Annotated in this window: 23 protein-coding genes; 15 read left to right on the plus strand and 8 right to left on the minus strand. The window is 61.0% G+C overall.

What is annotated here, in order from left to right:
- Positions 1–14 precede the first annotated feature (14 nt).
- Positions 15–932 carry an FAD-dependent oxidoreductase gene (locus VGG22_12095; GenBank protein ID HEY1729109.1) on the plus strand — a complete coding sequence of 306 codons (918 nt, stop codon included), beginning with the start codon at positions 15–17 and terminating at the stop codon, positions 930–932.
- On the opposite strand, the gene VGG22_12100 is transcribed toward VGG22_12095, so the two are convergent.
- Genes VGG22_12100 through VGG22_12110 form a run of 3 tightly spaced genes read right to left on the minus strand, consistent with a single transcriptional unit; the run spans position 929 to position 4,100 of the window.
- Positions 929–1,939, minus strand: coding sequence for a TRAP transporter substrate-binding protein (locus VGG22_12100; GenBank protein HEY1729110.1), 1,011 nt, complete (start codon positions 1,937–1,939; stop codon positions 929–931). The two genes, VGG22_12095 and VGG22_12100, sit on opposite strands and share 4 nt — an antisense overlap.
- The gene (locus tag VGG22_12105; protein HEY1729111.1) at positions 1,936–2,940 is read right to left on the minus strand and encodes an acyl-CoA dehydrogenase family protein; all 1,005 of its coding nucleotides are present in this window, start codon (positions 2,938–2,940) and stop codon (positions 1,936–1,938) included. Before VGG22_12105 ends, VGG22_12100 begins: the two co-directional genes overlap by 4 nt.
- Positions 2,937–4,100 (minus strand): acyl-CoA dehydrogenase family protein, encoded by a 1,164-nt coding sequence (locus VGG22_12110; GenBank protein HEY1729112.1) that lies wholly within the window; start codon positions 4,098–4,100, stop codon positions 2,937–2,939. The genes VGG22_12105 and VGG22_12110 overlap by 4 nt, the downstream gene beginning before the upstream one ends.
- A gap of 3 nt (positions 4,101–4,103) precedes the next feature.
- Here VGG22_12110 and VGG22_12115 point away from each other — a divergent pair, with 3 nt between their 5' ends.
- Genes VGG22_12115 through VGG22_12130 form a run of 4 tightly spaced genes read left to right on the plus strand, consistent with a single transcriptional unit; the run spans position 4,104 to position 6,119 of the window.
- The gene (locus tag VGG22_12115) at positions 4,104–4,385 is read left to right on the plus strand and encodes a hypothetical protein (protein HEY1729113.1); all 282 of its coding nucleotides are present in this window, start codon (positions 4,104–4,106) and stop codon (positions 4,383–4,385) included.
- A 33-nt stretch (positions 4,386–4,418) separates the two neighbouring features.
- Positions 4,419–4,631 carry a hypothetical protein gene (locus tag VGG22_12120; GenBank protein HEY1729114.1) on the plus strand — a complete coding sequence of 71 codons (213 nt, stop codon included), beginning with the start codon at positions 4,419–4,421 and terminating at the stop codon, positions 4,629–4,631.
- On the plus strand, positions 4,628–5,722 hold the full coding sequence (locus tag VGG22_12125; protein ID HEY1729115.1) for a hypothetical protein: 1,095 nt from the start codon (positions 4,628–4,630) through the stop codon (positions 5,720–5,722). Before VGG22_12120 ends, VGG22_12125 begins: the two co-directional genes overlap by 4 nt.
- 4 nt (positions 5,723–5,726) lie before the next feature.
- Complete coding sequence (locus VGG22_12130; protein ID HEY1729116.1) at positions 5,727–6,119, plus strand: carboxymuconolactone decarboxylase family protein; 393 nt, start codon at positions 5,727–5,729, stop codon at positions 6,117–6,119.
- A gap of 406 nt (positions 6,120–6,525) precedes the next feature.
- Here VGG22_12130 and VGG22_12135 read toward each other — a convergent pair whose 3' ends face one another.
- From VGG22_12135 to VGG22_12150, 4 genes are all read right to left on the minus strand, one after another.
- Complete coding sequence (locus tag VGG22_12135; protein ID HEY1729117.1) at positions 6,526–7,128, minus strand: N-acyl homoserine lactonase family protein; 603 nt, start codon at positions 7,126–7,128, stop codon at positions 6,526–6,528.
- 103 nt (positions 7,129–7,231) lie between these two features.
- Positions 7,232–8,608, minus strand: coding sequence for an MFS transporter (locus VGG22_12140; GenBank protein ID HEY1729118.1), 1,377 nt, complete (start codon positions 8,606–8,608; stop codon positions 7,232–7,234).
- Complete coding sequence (locus VGG22_12145) at positions 8,608–9,495, minus strand: amidohydrolase family protein (protein ID HEY1729119.1); 888 nt, start codon at positions 9,493–9,495, stop codon at positions 8,608–8,610. Before VGG22_12145 ends, VGG22_12140 begins: the two co-directional genes overlap by 1 nt.
- Positions 9,492–10,157: a GntR family transcriptional regulator gene (locus tag VGG22_12150; GenBank protein HEY1729120.1), complete on the minus strand. Its 666-nt coding sequence runs from the start codon at positions 10,155–10,157 to the stop codon at positions 9,492–9,494. The genes VGG22_12145 and VGG22_12150 overlap by 4 nt, the downstream gene beginning before the upstream one ends.
- A gap of 97 nt (positions 10,158–10,254) precedes the next feature.
- Here VGG22_12150 and VGG22_12155 point away from each other — a divergent pair, with 97 nt between their 5' ends.
- From VGG22_12155 to VGG22_12200, 10 genes are all read left to right on the plus strand, one after another.
- Positions 10,255–11,136, plus strand: a complete 882-nt coding sequence (locus VGG22_12155) for an NAD(P)-dependent oxidoreductase (GenBank protein HEY1729121.1) — start codon at positions 10,255–10,257, stop codon at positions 11,134–11,136.
- Complete coding sequence (locus VGG22_12160; protein HEY1729122.1) at positions 11,133–12,026, plus strand: NAD(P)-dependent oxidoreductase; 894 nt, start codon at positions 11,133–11,135, stop codon at positions 12,024–12,026. Before VGG22_12155 ends, VGG22_12160 begins: the two co-directional genes overlap by 4 nt.
- Positions 12,023–12,538 carry a MaoC family dehydratase gene (locus VGG22_12165; GenBank protein HEY1729123.1) on the plus strand — a complete coding sequence of 172 codons (516 nt, stop codon included), beginning with the start codon at positions 12,023–12,025 and terminating at the stop codon, positions 12,536–12,538. The genes VGG22_12160 and VGG22_12165 overlap by 4 nt, the downstream gene beginning before the upstream one ends.
- The gene (locus tag VGG22_12170) at positions 12,538–12,954 is read left to right on the plus strand and encodes a MaoC family dehydratase (GenBank protein HEY1729124.1); all 417 of its coding nucleotides are present in this window, start codon (positions 12,538–12,540) and stop codon (positions 12,952–12,954) included. The genes VGG22_12165 and VGG22_12170 overlap by 1 nt, the downstream gene beginning before the upstream one ends.
- Positions 12,951–13,997 carry a CoA transferase gene (locus tag VGG22_12175; protein ID HEY1729125.1) on the plus strand — a complete coding sequence of 349 codons (1,047 nt, stop codon included), beginning with the start codon at positions 12,951–12,953 and terminating at the stop codon, positions 13,995–13,997. Before VGG22_12170 ends, VGG22_12175 begins: the two co-directional genes overlap by 4 nt.
- Positions 13,994–15,109 carry a CoA transferase gene (locus VGG22_12180; GenBank protein ID HEY1729126.1) on the plus strand — a complete coding sequence of 372 codons (1,116 nt, stop codon included), beginning with the start codon at positions 13,994–13,996 and terminating at the stop codon, positions 15,107–15,109. Before VGG22_12175 ends, VGG22_12180 begins: the two co-directional genes overlap by 4 nt.
- Positions 15,106–16,113, plus strand: a complete 1,008-nt coding sequence (locus tag VGG22_12185; protein ID HEY1729127.1) for a TRAP transporter substrate-binding protein — start codon at positions 15,106–15,108, stop codon at positions 16,111–16,113. Before VGG22_12180 ends, VGG22_12185 begins: the two co-directional genes overlap by 4 nt.
- An 11-nt stretch (positions 16,114–16,124) precedes the next feature.
- Positions 16,125–16,703: an isochorismatase family cysteine hydrolase gene (locus tag VGG22_12190; protein HEY1729128.1), complete on the plus strand. Its 579-nt coding sequence runs from the start codon at positions 16,125–16,127 to the stop codon at positions 16,701–16,703.
- Positions 16,704–16,854: 151 nt separating this feature from the next.
- Positions 16,855–17,490 carry a GntR family transcriptional regulator gene (locus VGG22_12195; GenBank protein ID HEY1729129.1) on the plus strand — a complete coding sequence of 212 codons (636 nt, stop codon included), beginning with the start codon at positions 16,855–16,857 and terminating at the stop codon, positions 17,488–17,490.
- The gene (locus VGG22_12200; GenBank protein ID HEY1729130.1) at positions 17,487–18,305 is read left to right on the plus strand and encodes a MaoC family dehydratase N-terminal domain-containing protein; all 819 of its coding nucleotides are present in this window, start codon (positions 17,487–17,489) and stop codon (positions 18,303–18,305) included. The genes VGG22_12195 and VGG22_12200 overlap by 4 nt, the downstream gene beginning before the upstream one ends.
- Before the next feature lie 12 nt (positions 18,306–18,317).
- Here VGG22_12200 and VGG22_12205 read toward each other — a convergent pair whose 3' ends face one another.
- Complete coding sequence (locus tag VGG22_12205; protein ID HEY1729131.1) at positions 18,318–20,048, minus strand: sulfoacetaldehyde acetyltransferase; 1,731 nt, start codon at positions 20,046–20,048, stop codon at positions 18,318–18,320.

A 20,048-nucleotide genomic window follows, 5' to 3' on the forward strand; every position in this document is an offset into this window, starting at 1 on the left:
GAGAAGGAAGTGAAATGGAACGCGCCTGGGACGTCATCGTTATCGGAGCCGGCGCTGCTGGATTGACCTCGGCAAAAGAAACGGCCTCCGCTGGTTTACGGACGGCTTGTATCGAGTCGTTGATGTTCGGCGGCTTGATCGTGAACGTCAACGAGCTGAACCCCAGCCTCGACGGCGCGAGCGGTTCAGGTGTCGACTTCGCGACCGAGCTGATGACGGCGGCAACGGATGCCGGCGTCGAGTCGCTGAACGGAATCGTCGAGCTGGTCGAAAACAACGGCGACGGATTCGCGGTGCGCGTCGACGGCGAGGTGCACACTGCACGCACGGTCATTCTCGCCTCAGGCGCGCGTCTGAAGCGTCTGGGCATTCCCGGTGAAGAAGAGTACGAAGGGCGCGGCGTTTCGCAGTGCGCGGATTGCGATGGGCCGATGTTTTCCGGCAAAGACGTCATCGTCGTCGGCGGCGGGGATTCGGCGATACAGGAAGCGCTGACGCTCGCCGGCTTGTGCAGTACCGTGTACGTTGCGCATCGCGATGAGGCGTTCACCGCGACGCCGGAATTCGTCGAAGAGCTGGAACGCTGCAGCAACGTTCGGATTCTCTGGAACACGATCGTCGAGCGGCTCGAAGGCGAAGAGCACGTCGAGAAAGCCGTCGTCTGGGATACGAAAGCCGATGCAAGCCGCGAGCTGCCGTGCAGCGCGATGTTCGCATATATCGGTCTCGAACCCAATTCTGAATATCTCGACGAGGACGTTCCGCGTGACGAGCACGGCCGCGTCATAACCGACGGCTCACTGCAAACGAAGATCCCCGGTCTCTTTGCTGCGGGCGCCGTTCGCGTGGGCTGCGGTGGTTTGCTGTCGGACGCAATCGGCGAAGGCCGCGCCGCGGCGTCAGCGGCCATTCGTTTCGTGGAACTAAGCTAAGCGAGTTTCCCAACCGCTTTCTGAAGCAGATCGAAGGCGGCCGGATCGTATTGCTGACGCCACTGCGCGTAAAGTCCGGCGCTGCGAATGACTTGCCGGAACGGTTCGAGTGCCGGTGCATTGAACATCATGCCTTGTCCGCGCAGCGTCGTTTCGAGATTCTGCTCTTGATCGGCCATGCTGAGCGTCGCTTCGTTTGAAGCTAGGGCGAACTCACGATCGACGATCTCTTGCAGTTTCTTCGGGAGGCGCTGCCACGCAGCCAGATTTCCGAGCAGCAGATAGTTGACGTAGCTATGTGAGGTCAGCGAACAGTACTTCACTTGTTCGTAGAACTTGAATTTTTCGAACACCGGCAGCGGCACGGTCAACGCGTCGACGAGATGCGTTTGCAGCGAGGTGTAGACTTCAGCCAGCGAGACCGGGGTCGGCGATGCATCGAATGCTTTGAACATTGCAATCGCAAGCGGGCCGGGTGGGACGCGGATCTTGAGGCCTTTCAGATCGCCGGGAGCGTTGATCGGTCCGAGGCGGCTTTGCGTTTGAAACAGCCCCGCGTAAAACGCATTCGGAAACTTTCGAATGCCGGCTTTCTCCGCGAGTCCGGCAACGTAGGCGCCGTACGCGCCGCCGGTCGCGCTCTCCATTTGCTGGTATGAGTTGAATGCGAACGGCATCGTACCGAGTGCCGCAGCCGGGACGATCGCGCCGAGAATGTCGTTGCCGACCTCGATGAATTCGACGGCTCCGCTGCGCACTTGCGAAAGCAGCTGCGGATCGCTGCCCAGCGACGCGTTTTGGAAGACGCGAATCTCGAGCTGGCCGCCGGAGGCATCTTGAATGCGCTTGACGGCCGTTGCCGTGGAGACATTGAGCGGATGCGTCGGAACGGTGTCGTTGGCGAGCTTGTACGAAAACTCGGCTGCATCACCGCGAAAGCGCAGAATGCCGACGGAGGCAAACGCACCTGCCGCAGCTCCGAGAACCTGTTTGCGTGAGACCTTCATGTAATATCACTCCAAAAGTTTGCGCCACCGCGGGCGACGACGTCTTCTCCAAGTTTTCGCGCCCAGTGCGATTCCGAACCGAACTCGGCGCGCCACGACCATAACCTGCGCGTGGCAAAATGCAGCGTGTGTTCGCGCGTCATCCCGATCGCGGCGTGAACCGCGTGCCCGATCGTCGTCGCGATCCCGGCCGCTCGTCCGGCGCGAATTTTTGCGACGCCGGCTGCATTGCTCTTCGCATCGCTCGCCAGCTCGCGCCACGCATACGCCGACGCCACCTCTGCTGCGATTTTCTCTTCCGTGAGAATCGCAAGCTGATGCGAGATCGCCTGATAGCTGCCGATCTGCTTTCCGAACTGTTCGCGTTCTTTTGCGAAGCGCACCGACTGCTCGAGGATACGATTGACGGCACCCGCCATTTGCACCGCGCGCACGAGCGCACCGAAGCGTTGCACAACGTCAGCCGGCAGATTGCCGGGCAGCGCGGCCGACTTAACCGGACCCGCGGCCGCGGCGTCAAGCGTATCGCGGGGCTCATCGGCGGCGTTTTTCCCCGGCGTCACGCGCAGATGCGCGATCCGGTACAGCACGACCGAGCTTTCAAGCGCACCGGGAATGACCGCGACGGCGTGTTCGGCCGCGCGGCCCCACGGAACACCTTGCATGTGTGCCACGTCGCTCGCGTCCGGAACGATCGTGAGCGGGCCCGGCGGTTGTTCGATGCCGGCCTGCCGCAAGAGCCATCCCGCAATCAACGTTTCAGCGAGCGGAATCGGTGCGAGCGCTTCGCTTGCTGCTGCGATAATCGGATACGCTTCGTTCCAGGTTGCGCCGAGCTCGTCGTCGTCGAACAGCGTCGTGTAACCGCTCTCTTCGACGTGCTTCCACAGCGCGCGCGGCCACGTTCCGCCCTCGGCGGCACGCAGCGTGTTCTCGTCGACTTCGCTTGAGAACAATTCGTGCGCGCTCTCTGCGAAGAGCGCTTGCAGCTCGGCCGTCATCGCAAGAGCTCCCGGCCGATGAGCGAGCGCAAAATTTCGCGCGTTCCACCACGCAACGAAAATCCCGGCGCCATCTCGGTCGTGACGGCTTGCACGCGCGTGAGATCGTCGGTTCCGAGCAGTTCGCGTCCGAACATGTCGTGAATCGCGTGCGGAATGCGCTGCTCGAACGTGACGCCGAGGTCTTTCACCACGGCGGCAGCGATGCCGGTGTCTTTGCCTTCGCCGAGCATGGCGGCGACGCCGAGCGACATCTGCCGCAGCGTCACGAGCTCGGCATACATGATTCCAAGCTCCGTCGTCACGCGCGAGTCGCCACGATCTGCCGCCCCGATCGCTTCGACGAGTAACCGGAAGCTGCTGAGATAACGCTCCGGTCCGCTGCGCTCGAGCGCAAGCTCGGAGACGACTTGCGACCAGCCACCGCCCTCGTCACCGAGCAATGAGTCTTCGCGAATGACGGCGTCGCGAAAAACGACCTCGTTGAAATTGTCGTGGCCGCCAAGCTCGCGAATCGTGCGAATCTCGATGCCTGGCGTGTGCAGATCGATGACGAACTGCGAGAGCCCTTTGTGTTTGTCGGTTGACGTGCCGCTCGTTCGGAAGAGTCCGATCATGTAATCGGCCTGGTGCGCGAACGTCGTCCAGAGCTTGGTTCCGCTCAGCTTCCAACCACCGGCGACGCGCTCGGCACGCGCTTGCACGCTCGCCAGATCGGAGCCGACTTCGGGCTCGCTCATCCCGATACAAAACGTCAGCTCGCCGCACGCGATCCGAGGCAAGATCGACTGCTTCATTTCCTCGGTGCCGCAACGCAAGATGAGCGGACCGCTTTGCCGGTCGGCGACCCAATGCGCGCCCGACGGTGCACCCGCCGCGAGCAGCTCTTCGAGCACGACGTAGCGCTCGAGCGAGGAACGCTCGTGACCGCCGTACTGCTTGGGCCAGGTCATGCCGATCCAGCCGCGCGCCCCCATGCTCCGGCTGAACGCACGATCGTAGCTCATCCAGCTAGCCGCGCGAATCTCGGCCGAGTACTGCGGAACGTGCTCTGCAAGAAACGTGCGAACGTCTTTGCGAAGCTGTTCTATATCTTCCCCGAGTGGTGGCGCGAGTGCAATCACCTTCACGGGAAAGTTTTTGGCGCAATAGAAGCGCATATCATGCCTTCCATACTCGTTTACGATCCCACGGCCGAAGAAGACAAAAGCCAGTCGAAGCTCGCGGCACGCTTGCCGTCGCTCAACGGCAAAGTCATCGGCCTGCTCGACAACACCAAAGATTTGGTCGGTGTGTTGCTCGACGAGGTCAGGCAGCAGCTGCAGAAAGACTATCCGCAGGCGCGCTTTCGCAACTTCCGCAAGGAATCGGTCTCCGGCATCAAGCCCGACCTCTTGGAACAGGCGCTGACCTGCGACGCAATCGTCGGCGCGGTCGGTGATTGAGGCTCTTGCGCGTCGTGGAGTTGCCGCGACTCAATGATCTTCGAAGAACGCGGGATACCGACCGCGACGTTCATCACGCACTCGTTCGAAACGTACGCGCGTGGTTTGTGCCGCATGCAAGGTTGGGAAGCGCTTCCGCTCATTGTCATTCCGCATCCGATCGCGGCGCGGCCGCAAGACGAGCTGCGCGAAAAAGTGCGTAAAGTATCCGAAGGGATTGTTTCGGCGTTGACCGTTCGCGCATGAACCCCGACGTCGAAGTCGTCGATTCCGTCGAAGGCGCGATCGCCTACTTCGAACGTGCGTACGAAAATGGTTGGACCGACGGCTTACCCGTCTTCCCGCCGACGAAAGAACGCGTCGACGCGATGCTCCAGCATACGGACCGCGATCCGGAGGACGTCGTCGGCAAGATTCCGCCTCGCAATGGTGTGGCGACCGTTCGCAAGATCGCGATCAACGCGGTGATGACCGGCTGCCGGCCCGAGTATATGCCGGTGCTGATCACCGCGATCGAGTGCATGCTCGATCCGAAATACAATCTCTACGGCCGTCAGACGACGACGCATCCCGGCGCGCATCTGTTGATCGTGCACGGCCCGGCGCGGGCGGAGCTCGACGTGAACTGCAAGTTCAACGTGCTCGGTCACGGCTGGCGCGCAAACGCGACGATGGGGCGCGCACTGCGTTTGATGATGATCAACATCGGCGGCAACAAGCCGGGCGTCACCGACATGGCGACGCACGGACATCCCGGCCGCTATTCGTATTGCATCGGCGAAGACGAAGAAGGCAGTCCGTGGACACCGTTCCACGTCGACCGCGGTATCGAAAAGGACGTGTGTGCCGTGACCGTCGTTTGTGCGGAAGCGCCGCACAACGTCAACGATCAGGTCAGCAAGACGCCCGAGCGGTATCTGGGCTCCGCAGCATCCGCGATGGCGCACCTCGGTGCCAACGGCATCTATCGCGGCGGCCTGCAGAGCGAGCAAATTCTCGTGGTCACGTCGGAGAGCGCTAACTGGTTTCAGGGCTTCGGCTGGGGCAAAGCCGACGTGCAAAAGTACATCTTCGAGCACGCGCGGCAGCCGGTTCGCGAGCTGCGCGATCGCGGCGGCTGGAACACGGCGCCACTTCCGTCCTACGTTAATAAGGATGACGACGACGCTATGGTCGGCATCGTCGAGCGTCCGGAAGATATTCTGGTGCTCGTTGCAGGCGGTCATCTGCGCCACATGAACGCGATCTTGACCTCGGCGTACAACCTCAGCGTTACGCGGCCCGTCACGCGCAAAGACGGAACTCCCGTCCATTCCGTGAAAGAGCTTTTCCGCTAAATCGATGGACGAGAACGAGCTCAAGAAGCTGACGCAGGAAACTGCGAAGCGGCTCTTTGGAACGCCGAAAGACGGCGAAGGCGTCTACGCGCTGTGGAAAGAGTTCGATCCCGAGCTGGCGCGGCAGTTCTCGATGTTCGTCACTGGCCGCTTGTACGCGCGCGAGATCCTCACGCAGAAAGAGCGCGAGCTATGCGCGGTTGCGGCGCTCGCTGTGCTGAATTTCTGGGACGAATTGCGCATTCACTGCGGCGCGGCGCTCAACGCCGGTGCGAACGCAAAAGAAGTTGCCGAAGTGATCTTTCAAATGTCGACGTACGGCGGCGTGCCGTGCATGGTCGAGGGCCTGCGCACGCTCAAAAGCGTTCTGCAAGAACGCGGCGAGTGGCCTAGCTAACCGGCGCACGACGCGAGGATTACCGGGCGCGCGACGCGAGGATTACCGGGCGCGCGACGCGAGGATTACCGGGCGCACGACGCGAGGATTACCGGGCGCGCGACGCGAGGATTACCGGGCGCACGTACGATGACCGCAGTTAAGCGATTTGCGCGCAAAGGGCCGCCTCAATACCTGTCATCCCGAGCGTAGCGCTCCGCAGGGGCGCGTAGTCGAGGGACCGCGACAACCTGTGCCCTCGACCTTTTCACATCGTTTCGCCGCCTGCATCATCGGAACGGTCCTTCGACTTCGCGACGCTGCGCGTCGCTACGCTCAGGATGACAAGGGTGGCTGCGAGCGCTACGCTCAGGATGACAAGGGTGGCTGCGAGCGCTACGCTCGGGATGACAAGAAGGGCGGCGTGCTACAGGAGGCTGAGCGCGGCTTCGGGGTCGTGACCGGTGAAAAGTGTCGCTGGTCGAATCATGTCGATGCGCTCGAGCGCGCCGATCGCTTGCAGTAGATTGATGTGGATGCCGGTGGGAATGCGCTCGACGTAGCTGCGGTTCATCGGAATCGCATCGCCCGCGATGACCGATTGGCCGTTGTGTCCGTCGACGACGACCATCTGCGAACCCGGCGTGTGGCCGCCGACTTTGAGCGCTTCGATCCCGGGCACGATCGTCTCGTCGCCGTCGAGCAAACGAAAGCGTCCGGCATCGGCCATCTTCGTAAACGTGTTGATGTCGCTGTAAAAACGGCCGATCGTTTTCTCGCCGAGCAGCGGGCTCGTGAGCCATTCGAGCTCGGCGCGTTGCGCTACGAACGTCGCTTTCGGAAAGCGCACGGCGTTTGAAGCGTGATCCCAGTGCAGATGCGTGAGCACGACCATGCGAACCGCATCCGCGTCGACGCCGATTTCGCTCAGCGCTGCGGCGACGTCTTTCGCATCGGTGATCCCGCGCCGCAAAGCTTCGTCGGGCGGGAGCCCGCTATCGACGACGATCGTCGAATCCCGGCCTCTCACGACCCACAAACGATAGTGGATCGTGAGCTGCTGATGGGGTTCGGTGAGATAGTAGAAGAGCGAGCTGTCCGCGCGACGTGAGCCAACGTGGACGGGAATGACCTCAAACGTAGGCTGCCTGCTCGATCGGAGCGATTTCCGTGAAGCCTTCGAGCGACGTGTCCTTCGATTCGGTTCCGAGGAGCAGCATGAGGATGAACGCGACCGTCGATACCGCCGCGAACACGTACACCGTGATCGAAAGCCCGAATGATGCAAGCAGCGTCGGCAGCATCAGAATGCCCGCGATTGCACCAACCCGTCCCGCAGCCGACCCGAGACCGACGCCGAGCGAACGCAGTCGCGTCGGGAACATCTCGGGCGCAGTGACGACGACGACCGCGCCCGGTCCCCAGAACGCCGCAAACTGGAAGAGACAGAAGAGCGTGAGCAAGAGCGGGAACGCGATCTCTTTTCCGATCGTACCGACGGTCGCGATGATGGCAGCCATGACGAGGAATCCGCCGGCCGCGAGCGTCTTTCGACCCCACTTGTCGACCGTGACCGTCATCAAGAACGCACCGACCGTTGCGCACAATCCGACGAACACGCCGCCCAGAAGTGCGCGTTGATCCGTGTAGCCGAGATGTTTGAACACGATCGGTGTGAAGAAACTTATTCCATATGTTGAAACGGTGACAAGCCCCCACATCGCGACGATATAGAGCGTGCGTTTGGCTTGCACCGGATTGCTGAAGAGATCTTTGAACGCCGGAAGCTGCACTTTCGGCGTGGGTCCGATGACGCGCGTATCGAGCGGTGCTTCGTTCGTCGCGCCGGATAGCGTGTGATCCATCGCCTCTTTCGCTTGCGAGGTGAGTCCGTGCTGGAGCAGCCAGCGTGGCGTCTCCGGAAGTGCCCGCCGTCCGATCAAAACGAGCAGTGCGGGAATCGCAGAGAACGCGAACACGATGCGCCAGGTATTCGGTCCGGCGATCGGCAGCAAGAGATAGCTGATCAGGAACGACGCGAATGCGCCGACGCCCCACAGAATCATCGTCGAGCCGTTCAGCTTGCCGCGTGACTTGCGCGGTGCAAATTCGCCGATGATCGTGAAGCTCAGCGCTTGGTCGGCGCCGATGCCCGCGCCCAGTCCGACGCGCGCAAGAAAGAGCATCGGATAGCTGAACGAAACCGCACTAAGCAATCCGAAGAATGCGTACGCGACCACGTCCCACATATAAAGATGACGGCGGCCGAAGCGATCGGCGAGATATCCCGCGCCAAGCGCCCCGACGACCGTACCGAGGTACGTCGAGATTGCAAGCCACGACGTCGTGAGCGGCGTCAAGTGGTAGTAGGGAATCAGGAAGACGAGCGCTGCACCGATGTTGGTGAAGTCGTAGCCTTCCAAAAAGACGCCCATACCCGAAAGAAACGTCACCAGGACGTGAAAGCGATTGACCTTCGCTTGATCGAGTTCGGCAAAACTTGCAACCACTATTTGCTCCGATCGTCGAGTGTGAGGTTCAAGAGCCTCGCAGGATTGTGCCAATAGGCTTTGTCGAGAACGCCGGGAGCCCAATTGAATGTGGTCGTATCGCGCACGGCTTCAGCGTGTCCGCGACTCGGATACGCCGTCCCCCAAAGCGTGCGCTCGGATAGAAAACAGTTTGCAGCGTCGATGTACGTTTGCGCGCACGGCATGTATGCCGTCGAAATATAGACGTCCGGTGAGACGTAAATGTTCGGGCACGTCAGCGCGATCGAAACCATCTCGGCGGCGAACGGCCACGACGCGTGCGAACAGATGATCGGCAGCTGCGGATATTTGAACGCGACGCGCTGCACCGGAATCGGGCTGCACCAGGTCATGTCGTGGCCCGCTAGCGCGCTGAGCAAGCCGCTCAGCGATATCGAAATCGGAAGCTTCAGCTCGGATGCGAGATCGTAGATCGGCATGAGGGCTTTGTCGTCGGCAAGGCGCGGCGTCTTCGAGGAGCCCGGCTCGATCGAGATGCCTTTGACGCCTTTGTGCCCGGCCAGCTCGCGCACGTGCTTGATCGACTGCGGAATGTTCTCGAGATCCATTCCAAGGAAGCCGAGAAAACGATTCGGCCACTTCTCGAGCGCGTCGATCATCGACGCGTTGTCGAAGCTGCCGAGCGCGCCGGCGCCAAACGAAGCGCGGCCGATGATGACGCCGTAGCGGATGTTGCTTGCATCCATCTCGGCGAGCAGATCGTCCATCGATTCGTTCCAGGCAGAACGCGCGCCCAGAAATCCCGGACCTTTACGCGCGTACCACATCGCACTCTTGAATGCGTCGCTTCCTGCCCACTGCGGCAGCGGCGGACGCAACCGCATGTCGACGATCGGTACACTCATTCCATTCCCCTCCAACCTGAGTGCTCGATGCGCGCTAGTGCGCGCAAAACGGTCGAGCGGCTAAGCGCAGCCGCAAGCTGCGCGTCACGTTCGTAATAGGCGCGAATCAAACGCTTGCGATCGGAGCGCGATTCGTTCATTCCGCCGGGAAGCGAGATGCTGTAGTGGCGCAGCTGCTGCACGCGCAAGCCCAGCGAGTCGAGAATCTGCCGCAGCTGCGAGTTATGGCAGATCCGCGCTTCAATCTCGCGGAACGCGACGTTGGCCGCGAAGAAGCGCTCGAGATCGTGCGCCTCGGCGGCAGTCGCCAGCTCTTCGTAGCAAGCGCTCAGGAGCTTCAGCTCGTCGTCGCTCGAGTTTGCGACGATCTGCTCGGCGACCAGCGCGTACAGCGCAGCGCGGACCAGGTACAGCTCGCGGACCTCGGCCCGGCTCCAGCGCCGCACGCGCGGGCGCCGGCGGGACTCGATTTCGACCAGGCCGGCTTTCTCGAGCATGAGGAGCGCCTCGCGGACCGGCGTGCGGCTCGTATCGAATCGGCGGGCCAGCTCGACGGAGTTCAGGTCGGCCCCGGCACGCAGCCGTCCCGCGACGATCTCTTCGGCGAGCGCTGATGCAATCGAGGCTCTTATGTCGACATTTAGGGAATTTGAGCTAGACAATATTCGCTAAACCCCGTATATTTTGGTTCGGCAGTTCCGACGAAGTGTCGACACTCCTGCTCGGGGCGGTAAGAATTTCGACGAGGAGGCGCTAGGCGTGGAGATTGGGTTCATTGGCCTCGGGGCGATGGGGATGCCGATGGCGCGCAACATCGCGGAGCGCCTGAAGCTTCGGCCCCGCGTCTACGACGCGAACCCGAAAGCGCTGGAAGCTGCGAAGGCCTGGGCCGAGGTCTGCGCCTCACCGCGCGACGTCGCGCGCGAGGGAGGCATCGTGCTTTCGATGCTTCCGGCCGATGCGCACGTCAACGCGGTCGCGCTCGGCGAGAACGGCATCGCCACGTTGACCGGCAACTTCACGTACGCCGATTTCAGCACGATCAGCCCCGACACAATCAAGCTCGTCGGCAAAAAGCTTGCGCAGCGCGGCGTCGCGACGATCGGCGGCGCGTGCACGCTCGGCGTCGCCGCGGCCGAAAAGGGCACGCTGACGATTTACGTCGACGGCGACGAGAAGCTCGTCGACAAATGGCGTCCCGTGTTCTCGGCATTCGCCGAAACGATCGCGTACATCGGCGAGCTCGGTCACGCGAAGCTGATCAAGCTGATGAACAACTATTTTGCAGCCGTCAATGTGGCGCTAACCGCAGAAGCGTTGCAAATCGGGATGAAAGCCGGCATCGATGCCGAGACGCTCGTCATGTCGCTGGAAAAAGGTTCTGCCGACAGCTTCGTGCTGCGCAATCATTTCGAAAAATTCTATTTGAAAGACGACGTCGGGCCGGGACGATTCGGCATCGACTACATGATCAAGGACATCAACATCCTGATCGAATATTGCCGCGCGAATCACGCGCCGCTGATGGTCGGCGCCACGGCCAATGCGCTGTATCGCGGAGCCTCGGCCGCCGGCTACGGCAAGCACTATTATCCGGTCATCTTGCGCTGGCTGCAAGAGACGACGGGAGCCAAAGGATGAAGGTTGGAGTTATCGGCGTCGGCGCGATGGGCACGCCGATCGCGCTCAATCTTGCTCGCAACGGCAACACCGTCTTCACGTACGATCGCAATCATGCGCGCGGCGCCGATCCCGATCTCAAAGCCCACACCACGTTTTGTCCGGACGTTGCGTCCGTCGTTCGCGCCTCCGAGCTGACGATCACGATGACGACCAACGACGACGCCGTATTCGACGTTGCGCAGCAAATCGTCGCCGAACCGAAACGCACCACCTCGATCTACGTCGATTTGAGCAGCACCTCGCTGGATGCGACGCGCAAGCTCGACGCGATGATGCAAAAAGCCGGCATTGCGTTTCTCGATGCTGCAGTCTACGGTCTCGGCGTGCAGGGCGCTAAAGACGGCAAGTCGCCGATCGTGATCAGCGGTCCGCGCGCAACCTACGATAAAATCGCAAGCGTCATCGCGCCGCTCGGGGACGTTGACTACGTCGGCGAGCTCGGACGCGCGAAGATCATCAAGATCCTGAACAACCAGCTGGTCGGCGCATTTTGCGTCGCGGCCGCGGAAATCGTGACGATCGGGCTCGCGGCCGGGATTCCGATGGAGAAGATCATCGAGAGTCTGACCGCAGGCTCGGGGACAAGCTACATTCTCGAACGCTACTATCCCTCATACATTCGCAGCGGATCGTTCGGACTCGGATTGATTCCGATCACCTACATGATCAAGGACATTGCGCTTGCCTGCAGCTTGGCACAAGAAGTCGGCGCGGAGGCGACGGTGACGGAGCTGTGCCGCCAAATCTATCAGGCAGCCGAAAACACGGTCGGCGATTTGCCGTTCCCCGAAGTCTTTTCATTTTACAAGCAGCTTAATAGCAAGAAGCGCGAAGAGGTCCCGGCATGACCGAAGGAGCCAGCAAAACCCGCGTTGAGGCCGACGCTCAGGGAAAACGTGCAACGTACGATGAGATCGTCGTCGGGACGGTCCTCGGCGAGATGGATTGGGTCGTCACCGAGGACATGGTCGAGCTGCAATGCCGATTGGATCTCGACTACGACGAGTTCTATACGCTCGATTCGCCGTATGGCGGACGCATCGCACCGCCGCAAATCACCTATCGTCCGCCGCGTTGGCTGCTTTCGCGCACCTACAACGTGCGCGGGCTCTTCTACAAGTGGCAGATGGAGAACGTCCGCCCGATTCGGATCAACGAGCAGCTGCACGTCATCTGCCGCATTACGGACAAGTACGTGAAGAACGATCGCGAATACATCGTCTACACCGCCGAGGCAACCGATGTAAAAGGTGACGTCGTCTTTCGCACGGAGCGCGTGCACGTGCTCGACGCGCTCGAGCGCACGGCGCCGCGCGCGGGCGAAGGGATCGACACCGGCATCAAGGCGGAGCGCATCTAATGGCGGTCGCAGTTCTGAAATCGAACGTCGCCGCCGGCGACGTGCTCCCCGAGATCGCGCGGCAATTCCGCCTCGACGATTTCAAGCGCAAAGACGAGCAGACGATTCACACCGACATGGCTGCCGCCCAGCGCGAAGGTTTGGCCGCGCCCGTTGCGATCGGTCCGCAAGTTGCATCCCTGATCTTCCGCCAATTGCGCGAAGCCTTCGGACCCGGCTGGCTCGAGGGCGGCACGTGCTCGCTCACGTTTCGGCGTCCCGTACTCGTGACCGATTTCTGCGTTGCACGCGGCAAAGTTACGGGGATGTCGAGCGAAGCCAAGGGTGTGCGCGTTGCGTGTGAAGTCTGGATCGAGAATCAACGCGGTGAGAAAGTGATCGTCGGCTCGGCCTCAGGGATTCTGCCGAAAACGTGAAGCTGGTTGACGCCGGTCGGGGTCTGGCTGCAGGGTATGCATCGCGCATGCTCGCGTCTGCGGGCGCGCGTGTCACACGCGTCATCGACACGAGCACGCCGCCCGATCCCCATCGCGATGCAGATCCCGCCGTGCATGCGTACTTCGATCGATCGCAAAACCACATCGAAGTCAATTTGACGACGGCCGAAGGCAAGCGCGATCTCAAGACGTTGTGTTTGGACGCCGATGCGCTAATCGACGATCGCCGCCCCAAGGATAGTGAACCGCGCGGTCTCGATTTCGCAAGTCTCTCGGCCGTGAACGCGCAAATCGTCGTTGCGAACGTCACGCCGTTCGGCACGACCGGACCGTATCGCAATTACCGCGGCAGCGACGCCGTCGTCGCGTTCATGTCGGGTCTAGGTTACATGAATCCGCGCGACATGCCCAAAGAGGGCGACGGACGCAAGCAGCCGCCGATCAAGCTGCCCGGTTCGCTCGTTTCGATCTACGGCGGCATCAGCACCGCGGGTGCGGTCTTGGCCGGCTTGCGCTTGCGCGAGCAAACCGGCAAAGGCCATCACGTCGACGTCTCGATGGTCGAGACGCTCATTCCGACCATGCGCCGCGAGCTTTCGAAATATTTCTACGAAGGCATAATCTCATCGCGCTTCATGCGCGTCTGGAAGCTGGCGCCGTGGGGAATCAAGAAGTGCCGCGACGGTTACGTCTTCTTGCAAATCGTCGAAGAGCATCATTGGCTTGGGTTCGTCGACATGATGGGCAACCCGGGATGGGCGCTCGACAAACGCTATCTCGACAACGACTATCGCTACGACAATCGCGTCGACATCGAGAAGCGCATTGCGCCGTGGCTCGCCGCGCACCCAAAAGCCGAGATCGCATGGGAAGCTCAAAAGCGATCGGTGCCGTTCGCCGCGGTCAACACGCTGCGGGACCTCGCGCACATGCCGCAGCTGGCTGCGCGTGAATTTTTCGAACCGTACGCCGACGGCGTGCTGCCGCCGCGCTTGATTCCGGGGGAGCCGTATCCCGCATGATGCCGCTCGATGGAATTCGCGTCATCGACTTCGGACACGTGTGGGCGGGACCGTATACCGCTGCGACGCTGGCCGATCTCGGCGCCGACGTCATCAAGATCGAAAGTCCGAAACGCCTCGACGTCCATCGTCGTCAGGGACCGTATCCGGACAACGAAGCCGGAGTCAATCGCAGCGGCGTTTGGAACGCGCAGAACCGCAACAAGAAGAGCGTCGCGCTCAATTTGACCGACGATGCGCAGCGCGAACACGCCAAGGGGCTCGTGCGCCAAGCCGATGTCGTCATCGAAAATTTCTCGCCTGGTGTGATGAAGAAGCTGGGGCTCGACTACGCGACCTTGCGCGAGATCAAACCGGATCTCATCATGGCCTCCCTCTCGGCGTTCGGACAGCAAGGCCCGCAAAGCGCTTACGTCGGCTACGGTCCCTCGCTCGATGCGTGGTCGGGCTTGTGCAGTTTGAACGCATATCCGGACGAGCCGCCGCTTGCGGTCGGCGGAATGTTTCCGGATACGGCATCCGCGCTCTACGCGTCGTTTGCCATCATGTCGGCGCTTCGCCGCCGCGCGCGCACCGGAGAAGGCACGTACATCGATCTCTCCGAGCTCGAAGTCTCAGCGCTCTTGCTCGCCGATCTACTCGTGCAGTTTCCGGGTGAGGATATTCCGCAAGCGTGGGTCGGCAACGCCGATCCGTACATGCGCGTGCAAGGCACGTATCCGTGCAAAGGCGATGACGCCTGGATCATCATTTCGATTGATGACAATGCAGCGTGGCAAGGTTTGTGCACGGTGCTCGGTGGCGAACCGAAGGGCGATGTCGATAACGCGATCCGGAAGTGGACGCGCACGCGCACGGCGGATGAAGCCTTCAAAGAGCTGCAAGCGCACGACGTCCCGGCCGGCGCCGGGCTCAATATCGCGCAGCTCTTGGAAGACGAGCAGCTGCAGTCGCGCGACTTCTTTCGCGTTGTGCAACATCCCGAAGTCGGGCAGCAGACGATCTACGCGCCGATTTGGCGCTTCGACGGCGTTGCGGGCGAAACGCGCGCCGCACCATTACTTGGACAAGACACCGACGCCGTGCTCGCGGCGCTCCACGAGGTACGATGACTACTCGAAAACAGTTCCTTGGTTCGACCGCAGCCTTCGCATCGATCGCCTTTGTTCGAAGCCCGGCACTCGCGGCGCAATTCGAATGGAAGTACGGTAACGATCTGGATGCATCGCATCCGCTCACGGTGCGCGCGGTCGAGGCGTTCCGCAAAGTTTATGCGGAGACGAACGGCGGTCTTTCGATCAAGCCGTTTGCGAATAGCGCTCTCGGCGGCGATCCCGCGATGATCACGCAGCTGCGAAGCGGCGCGCTCGAGATGGTCGGCATGCCTGGCGCGCTGATGGACACGATCGTCCCGGTTGCGGCGATCGAGAGCACGGCGTACGCATTCAAAGATAAGCCGACGGTATTTAAGGCCTTCGACGGCGACCTCGGCACGATCGTGCGCAACGAGATCGCATCCAAGACGGGGATCGTCGCGCTCGATCGCGTTTGGGACGGCGGCTTTCGCGATTTTACGACGAGCACGAAGCCGATTCGCCGCGCCGAAGATCTCGCGGGTTTGAAAGTCCGCTCCGCACCCGGCAAGCTGCGTCTCGATTCGCTGCGTTCAATGGGCGCATCGCCGACGGTGCTCGCGACGCCGGAAGTTTATACTGCGCTGCAGACGCACATCGTCGACGGTCTGGAAGCGCCGCTCGTGACGATCCAGTCGCTGCGCTGGTTCGAGGTTCAAAAATACGCCTCGCTCACGCATCACATGTGGAACGGCTACTGGATCATGATCGGCGGAGAGAAGTGGAAGTCGCTGCCGCCCGAATATCAAGCGAGTTTGCGCAAAAACCTCAACGACGCTGCGCTGTTGGAACGCCACGACGTCGACGTGTTGACGCGTTCGGTGCAAGACAAGCTCTCGCGCCAAGGTCTTAAGTTCAACGCGTGCGATCGCGCCAGCATCAAAGCGACGATCACCGCGAGCGGTTACTATAAACGCTGGCATACGGAATTCGGTGATGCTGCGTGGAGCGCGCTCGAAAAATATGCCGGTAAGCTCGATTAAGCGGAGGATCGATGGATAAGTTCGCGCTCGTATTGATGGATTATCAGAATGCCGTTTGCAAGGGCATGGCGGCAGCCGAAGTCGACAAGCGCGGCGTGCTTGCGAAGGCCAAAGCCTGCCTTGAAGCCGCGCGCAAGCACAACGTTCCGGTCATCCACGTGCACGTCGGATTCGACCCGAAACACTCGGTCCGCACCAGCCGGACGAAGCGCTTTGATTCGTTCGAAACGTCAGGAGGCATGCGCCTCGGCAGCCCGGACACGGAGTTCTGCGACGAGGTCAAACCGATCGACGGCGAGCCCGTGATCCACAAGGGCTGCGTGAATCCGTTCATCGGAACGGCGCTCATGGAGCTCCTCGTCGGACGACGCACGGGAGAACTGTATTTAGCAGGCGTGGCAACGAATATGGTGGTCGAGTCGGCGCTGCGGCACGCGGCGGATTCGGGCTTTGCCTGCAACGTGCTCGAGGATTGCTGCGCGAGCTTCGACGGCTCGATGCACGACTTTGCGATCCAGAAAATCTTCCCGGCTTACGGCGAGATCGTGGCTTCACACGATTTTATCAAAAAGGCCCAGGCGAACTCGTAAAAGTGATGCAGGACTGTCGACAACCGAAAACAATGTTTCGGCAACGCCCTGAGGTGGTCGCGCCTTGCAAAATCTCTCCCACGCGTCTGTCGACACGCCGCCGGAGTTTAGTCGCTCCGAGTCTTTGGCTGTCTCGTGCTGGCCCAACTCTTTGGTTGGGAACATCGCAAAGGAACTCGCAGCCGACATCGTTGCCGGCCGCTTACGCGCCGGTCACGATCTCAATTCCGTTGACCTCGCGCGCCGCTTCGATACGAGCCGCACGCCGGTACGCGAAGCGCTGTTGCTGCTCGAGAAAGAAGGCCTCGTCGAGATCGAGTCGCACCGCCGTCCGCGCGTCAAACGCTGGACGTGGAACGAAATCTGCGAGCTGTATCAGGTCCGAGCGATGCTCAATGCGCTGGCTGCCGAGCTCATCGTCGCAAATGCGACCGACGCACAGCTCGCGATCCTCGATGCGATCTATGCCGATCTTGCGGCCGCAAACGAAAAGTTCGACGTCGAAGCCTACTTTCGCGCGAACGTCGCCTTTCGCGATGCTGAGCTCAACATCAGCGGAAATTCGCAGCTGCGGCAAATCATCGAACATCTTGGACTCCGCGTGCTGCAGCTGAGACACTACAGCGTCTCGCTGCCCGAAGGCATGCTCGAATCGTACACCGATCGCGGCCGCGTGCTGCGCGCCTATCACGAGCGCGACTCGGCGCTCGCCGTCGCGCTGAGCCGTTCCGCCGTCTTGCGTGGTCTCAACCGGATTCAGCGATTTGGGTGGAAAGGCATGGAGTGACCGGCCAAGAGCGCCGTACCGATAGACTCGACCACCATCGCATCGCCGACTTAGCGGCAATCCTCGACACCACGCTCGAGACGATCTCGCCGAACAAGACGCTCCCGCCGCTCGCGCAGTGGTTCTATTTCAATACCTGGGCGCGCGAATCGGAGCTCGGCGAAGACGGACATCCGCGCCGCGGCGGTTTCATGCCGGCGATCGCGTTGCCGCGCCGCATGTTTGCAGGCGGCCGCATCACGTTTCATCGCGAGCTCGAGCTTGGTGAGACGGTGGAACGCGTCGGCACGATTCTTTCCGTCAAGGAAAAGACGGGAACCTCGGGTGAGCTGGTGTTCGTGACGGTGCGCTACGAGATTTCCGGACGTGCGGGACTCGCGATCGAAGAAGAACAGGATATCGTCTATCGCGGTGCTGCGACTCCCGGTGCGAAAGAAGCGCCGAAAGATCCGCCGCTTGCGCTCGAGCCCGGCACCGTTACGCGGCGCGTCAACGTCGATCCGGTGCTGCTGTTTCGCTTCTCGGCATTGACCTCAAACGGCCACCGCATTCACTACGATCGTCCGTATGCGATGAACGTCGAACACTATGCGGGGCTCGTCGTGCACGGCCCGCTGCAAGCCGTGATGCTGGTCGATCTCGTGCGCGAGAAGATCGGAAAGCCGATCAAACGCTTCACGTTTGCGGCTCGCCGGCCGCTGTTTGATATGACGCCCTTCGATTGCGCCGCGCATGCCAAAGACGGCGGTGCCGATTTGATGACGCTTGACCCGGACGGTCAGGTTTGTATGAGGGCCTCGGTCGAGTTTAGCTGACGAGCCGATCTCCTACGCAGGAGTCATTACGTGTGCCGGCTCGCGGTATCGCTCGAGGAGACGCGTCGGCGTTAAGAGCGCGTCGCGACGGTAGGGCTCGCACAAGATCTTCGGGTCGACGTGAATGTCGAGAACTGCAGGCCGTCCCAGCGCCATCGCCTCCTTGATCGCCGGTCCAATCGCGCTCGGGTCGTGGATTGAAACGCCGTGCGCGCCCATTGCACGTGCAATCTCGGCGAAGTCCGGATTTTCCAAATCGGTGAAGAAATAGCGCTCGCCGAAGAAATCGTATTGGTTTCTTCGTTCTGCTCCCCATACGCCGTTGTTCATCACGAGCGAAACGACAGCAATGTTCTCACGAACCGCGGTCATAATCTCCTGGATCGTCATGCTCCAGGCGCCGTCGCCGCTGATTGAGAGCACGGGGACGTCGGGCATCGCGCGCTTGGCTCCAAGCGCCGTCGAATAACCGACTCCGATACCGCCGAGGTTTCCGGGCCCGAGATACTTTCGCGGACTATTGAAGTTGAAATACGAGTTTGCCTGTCCCGTTATGTTGCCGACGTCGAGTGTGACGATCGTATCCGGCGGAATGGCCTGGGAAATTTCCCAAAGTGCGCGGCGAGGCGTCATTGGCAATGCATCGCTCCTCGAAAGGTCGGCGAGCTCTTTTTCCCATTGCATCTTCTCGAGGGCTATCTGATCTAGGCGTTGCTGCGATGATTTGCGGGGTGATTTGTCGATCGCCGCGACGAGTTGACGCGTGACCTCACCTGCATCGCCGAGCAAGCCTGCAGCGAGCGGCCAGTTCATTCCGAGATTCATGGGATTGATCTCGTTTTGGATCAGCGCCGCCGTCTTTGGAAAGTAGTCGAAATCATACTGTGGGATCGTTCCGAAGGGATTCAGGCGGGTTCCGAGTGCGAGGACGACGTCGGCTTGACTGATGAGTCGCATCGCAGCCTTAGAGCCTTGATAACCGATCGGCCCAACTGCGAGCGGATGCTTTATTGGAAATGCGTCGTTGTGCAAATACACGGTACCGACCGGTGCGCCGAGCTTCTCAGCCAACATGGCAACGTCGCCCGCGCACTCCGATTCGATCACACCCCAGCCAACCAAGATAAATGGTGACTTTGCGTTTCTCAGAAGTTCCGCGGCGCGGCCGATTTCCGAATCCGGAGCGCCGCCACGACGTGGCAACACGCGATATTGCGTCGGTTCAAGATCCGCGTGTTCGAATTGTCCATACCAGTAGTCGCGCGCGATGTCGACTTGCGCCGGACCTTGCAGCGCAATTGCAGCTCGAAACGCGTTTCGCATCGCCCATGCAATCTTGTCCGGTCGATTGACTTGCGTTTGATAGACGGTGATCTTCGAGAAGAGCGACATCTGTTCGACTTCCTGCATCGCCGTTTTACCAAGGCCCGCGCTGGTCACCGAGGGCGTGATCACGATGACCGGAACGTGATTCAAGTATGCGCTCGCGATGCCGGTCACGAGATTCGTGACGCCCGGGCCATTTTGGCCGATACATACGCCGGGTCTCCCCGATGCGAGACCATAGCCGGCAGCCATCAACGCTGCGTTTTGTTCGTGTCGTACCGAGACAAAGCGAATTCCGGCTTGTGGAAAGAGATCCAACGGATCCATGAACGCAGATCCCACGATCCCGAAGATGTCGGTGACGCCTTCTTTTCGCAAGACTTCAACGAAGGCTTCACTACCGGTAACGACGCTCAT

This window comes from Candidatus Baltobacteraceae bacterium, assembly GCA_036489885.1.
Taxonomy (GTDB): Bacteria; Vulcanimicrobiota; Vulcanimicrobiia; order Vulcanimicrobiales; family Vulcanimicrobiaceae; genus JAFAMS01.